Genomic DNA, 3,826 nt, shown 5'->3' with positions numbered 1-3,826 from the left:
GCCGTGTGCCGCCCTCGCGGGTGACACACGGCCGACGGTGACGCGGCGTCTCAGCTGCCGCCGACCGGGGCGGTCAGAAGGCCGCCTCGTCCAGCTCCATCAGGGAGAGGTCGGTCTTGCCGGCGATGGACCGGGCCACGGCGACGTTCGGGAGGACCTCCCGGGCGAAGTGCCGCGCCGCGGCGATCTTGCCCTGGTAGAACGGCGCGTCCTTCGGGGAGGCGGTCCCGAGCTTCTCGGCGGCGACGGCGGCGCCCCGCAGCAGCAGGTAGCCGACGACGACGTCGCCGGAGGCGAGCAGGAACCGGGTGGTGTTCAGCCCCACCTTGTAGAGCTGCTTGACGTCGCTCTCGGTGGCGGCGAGGTCGGTCAGCAACGTGCCGACCAGGGCCTCCAGCTCACCGGCCGCAGTGGCCAGCTCCTCCCGCGCCTCGGCGAGGCTCTCGCCACCGGGGGCCTCGGCGAGGAACTTCTTGATCTCCTCGGAGAGCCCGGTCAGCGCGGCGCCCTGGTTGCGGACGATCTTCCGGAAGAAGAAGTCCTGGCCCTGGATGGCGGTGGTGCCCTCGTAGAGGGTGTCGATCTTGGCGTCCCGGATGTACTGCTCGTGCGGGTACTCCTGGAGGTAACCGGAGCCGCCGAGCGTCTGCAGCGACTGCGCGAGCTGCTCGTAGGAGCGCTCGGAGCCGTAGCCCTTGACGATCGGGAGCAGCAGGTCGTTCTTGGCCTCGGCGGCGGTGGCGTCCTCGCCGGCCGCCTTGAGCGCCAGCACGTCGTCCTGGACGGAGGCGGTGTAGAGCACCAGCGCCCGCATGCCCTCGGCGTACGCCTTCTGCGTCATCAGCGAGTGGCGGACGTCCGGGTGGTGGGTGATGGTGACGCGCGGCGCGGACTTGTTGGCGAACTCGGTGAGGTCGGGGCCCTGCACCCGCTCCTTGGCGTACTCCAGCGCGTTGAGGTAGCCCGTGGAGAGGGTGGCGATCGCCTTGGTGCCGACCATCATCCGCGCGAACTCGATGATCTTGAACATCTGGCGGATGCCGTCGTGCTTCTCGCCCAGCAGCCAGCCCTTCGCGGGGCCGTTGGCACCGAAGGTCAGCTCGCAGGTGTTGGAGACCTTGAGCCCCATCTTGTGCTCGACGTTGGTGGCGTAGACGCCGTTGCGCTCGCCCAGCTCACCGCTCTCCCAGTCGAAGTCGAACTTCGGCACGATGAACAGCGACAGGCCCTTGGTGCCGGCGCCGTGCCCCTCGGGGCGGGCCAGCACGAAGTGGACGATGTTCTCGGAGAGGTCGTGCTCGCCGGAGGTGATGAACCGCTTGACGCCCTCGATGTGCCAGGAGCCGTCGTCCTGCTTGGTCGCCTTGGTGCGGCCCGCGCCGACGTCCGATCCGGCGTCCGGCTCGGTGAGGACCATGGTGGAGCCCCACTGCTTGTCGACCATCAGCTGCGCGACGCGGTGCTGCGCCTCGGTGCCCTCGTCGTGGAGGACGGAGGCGAACGCCGGGCCGGAGGCGTACATCCAGATGGCCGGGTTGGCGCCGAGAATGGTCTCCGCGAACGCCCACAGCAGGGACCGGGGGGCCTCGGTGCCGCCGAGCTCCTCGGAGATGCCCAGGCGCCACCACTCGGCGTCCATGTACGCCTGGTAGCTGCGACGGAAGGCCGCCGGCACCGGGGCGGTGCTGTTCGCCGGGTCGAAGACGGGCGGGTTGCGGTCGCCGTCCTCGTACGACGAGGCCAGCTCGTTCTCGGAGAGCCGCGCGATCTCGCTCAGCACGTTGCGGGCGGTGTCGGCGTCCAGCTCGCTGAAGGGGCCGCTGCCGTAGACCTTGTCGCGGCCCAGCACCTCGAACAGGTTGAACTCGATGTCTCGGAGATTCGACTTGTAGTGGCCCATGGGACGACTCCGTTGGGGATCGGGTCTGCCGGGCGGGCAGCGCGACGTGTACCGGTTGGTAACTCCATCATGCTACCCATCGGTAATAAGAAGCAAGCACGCATCCGCCAGAAGTGAGTCAGTACGCTCTCCCCCATGTATGGCTACGACCAGAGCGCGTACGGCGGCCACCCGCAGGACCCCCACGCGCCCCATGGGCAGCCCCCCTACGGCCAGCCGCCGCAGGGCGGCGGGTACGGCGAGCAGCCGCAGTACCCGCAGGCGGACCAGTACCAGCAGCAGGGCGGGTACGGCGAGCAGCCGCACCACGACCCGCACCACGCCCAGCAGCAGGCCCAGCACGCGCAGCACCAGGCCCAGCAGCAGGCGACCGCCCAGCACCAGCCGGCGCCGGCCACCCCGCTGAACCTGGTGGACGGCCTCCGGGCCTACACCTCCGGCGCGCTGGCCACCGAGGACTTCCAGGACATCTTCTGGAGCGCGAAGGTCTACTGCCCGCGCGGCGACACCCCCGGGTTCCTTGCCGTGCAGACCACCCAGGAGCCGGTGATCCCGCTGTTCACCTCGCTGCGGGAGCTCCGCAAGTACGCGGGCAAGGAGTCCCGCTACTTCACCGTGACCGGTGGCGAGGTGCTGGACCTGCTGCCGCACGGGTACGGCTTCGCGCTCGACATGGAGGGCGAGCACCGGCTGGTGCTCGACGCCAAGGCCGTGGACGAGATGACCGAGTACGCGATGCGCCGCGTCTACGGCTGACGCGAAGAGCGAAACGCCGGCCGGGCGCGTGTCCCTCTCCGGCAGCGGCGCCGTGCGCCTCTCCCGGCGCCGCCACTGGTCGCACCGGTGGCGCGGACCCGCGGCGTGTCTCAGCCCTGCAACCAGCCGGTAACCGTTCGCACCCGCGCACGGTTGCGACGCGTCCTCCTCCCCCGAGGGGGCATGGGCCCCGACGGCTCCGGTGACCACGGCCGGGGCGACCGCACGCGACCCACAGGGGGAGTCATCCACATGCGCACCACGACCCGCAGAACCACCCGCCTCGGCGCCGTTGCTCCTGCCGCTTCCGCGCTCGTTCTGGCGCTGGCCCTGACCGCCTGCGGCTCGGACGACGGCGTCGGGTCGGACGGCTCGGGCCCCGGTGACCGGATCGACGTGAACGACGAGGGCGCCGACGGCGACGGGGAGGACGGCGGCGGGGAGGACCGCGAGGACGCCTCTCCGTCGGGCGAGGACGCGGACGGTGGCGAGCCGGGGGTCGTCACCCTCGCGGTGGGCGAGGCCGGCGAGCCGGTGCTGTGGACCAACGGCTCGACCGAGGCGATGCTGTCGGTGACCGCCACGGAGGTGTTCGTCGGCGAACCCGAGGACCTCGACCCCGACGCGTTCTCGACGCCCGACGCGACCGAGGGCATGCGCCCGGTCCACGTCCACCTCGACTTCGCGCACGCGGACGGCGACCACATCACCATGATCATGCCGTCGGAGCGGACGACGCTGAAGCTGAAACTCGCCGACGACGAGGGCTGGGGCGAGAACGTGCAGGCGTACCAGCCGCTGGGGATGCCCGACGGCTGCGACGATGCCGCGCCCACCAACGCGTACGAACTCCCCGTCGGCGAGTCCTTCTACGACTGCCGCACATTCCTGATCCCCGAGGACGCCGAGGCCGCCGAGGTGCACTGGCTGGCCGCGGAGGAGACGCTGGTCTGGCGGATCTGATCCACCACCCGGTCCGCACGCCGGTGCGCGGCCGACACGATGGGTCGCGTACCGGCCACGCACCGCCCCCGCGTCGGTTGCGCACCGGCCGCGCGTCGGTTGCGCACCGGCCGCGTGTCGCCCGCGCGCCGGTTGTGTCCGCCCCGGGGGCGGGGGCTCGGCCCGTCACCGCGGACGAGCGCCCGCCCGGACCACCACGGACCGGGC

General features: G+C 71.4%; 3 protein-coding genes. 2 read left to right on the top strand and 1 reads right to left on the bottom strand.

What is annotated here, in order from left to right; all coding sequences use genetic code 11:
• Positions 1-73: 73 nt before the first annotated feature.
• Complete coding sequence (locus tag HCN52_RS22640) at positions 74-1,900, bottom strand: acyl-CoA dehydrogenase (RefSeq protein WP_168090298.1); 1,827 nt, start codon at positions 1,898-1,900, stop codon at positions 74-76.
• A gap of 135 nt (positions 1,901-2,035) precedes the next feature.
• Between HCN52_RS22640 and HCN52_RS25720 the strand changes: the two genes are divergently transcribed.
• Positions 2,036-2,656 carry an SseB family protein gene (locus HCN52_RS25720; RefSeq protein WP_168090297.1) on the top strand — a complete coding sequence of 207 codons (621 nt, stop codon included), beginning with the start codon at positions 2,036-2,038 and terminating at the stop codon, positions 2,654-2,656.
• Between the two features lie 252 nt (positions 2,657-2,908).
• A complete protein-coding gene (locus HCN52_RS22630; RefSeq protein WP_168090296.1) occupies positions 2,909-3,619 on the top strand; it encodes a hypothetical protein in 711 nt (236 codons plus the stop codon).
• Positions 3,620-3,826 lie beyond the last annotated feature (207 nt).

The sequence above is a fragment of the Streptomyces bohaiensis genome (genome assembly GCF_012033785.1).
GTDB lineage: Bacteria > Actinomycetota > Actinomycetes > Streptomycetales > Streptomycetaceae > Streptomyces > Streptomyces bohaiensis.
This window is presented reverse-complemented; position numbering and strand designations above follow the sequence as displayed.

What these genes read in the sequence shown, in the direction of transcription:
- HCN52_RS22640 (WP_168090298.1), bottom strand. Translation starts at nt 1,900, where the DNA reads ATGGGCCACTACAAGTCGAATCTCCGAGACATCGAGTTCAACCTGTTC.
- HCN52_RS25720 (WP_168090297.1), top strand. Translation starts at nt 2,036, where the DNA reads ATGTATGGCTACGACCAGAGCGCGTACGGCGGCCACCCGCAGGACCCC.
- HCN52_RS22630 (WP_168090296.1), top strand. Translation starts at nt 2,909, where the DNA reads ATGCGCACCACGACCCGCAGAACCACCCGCCTCGGCGCCGTTGCTCCT.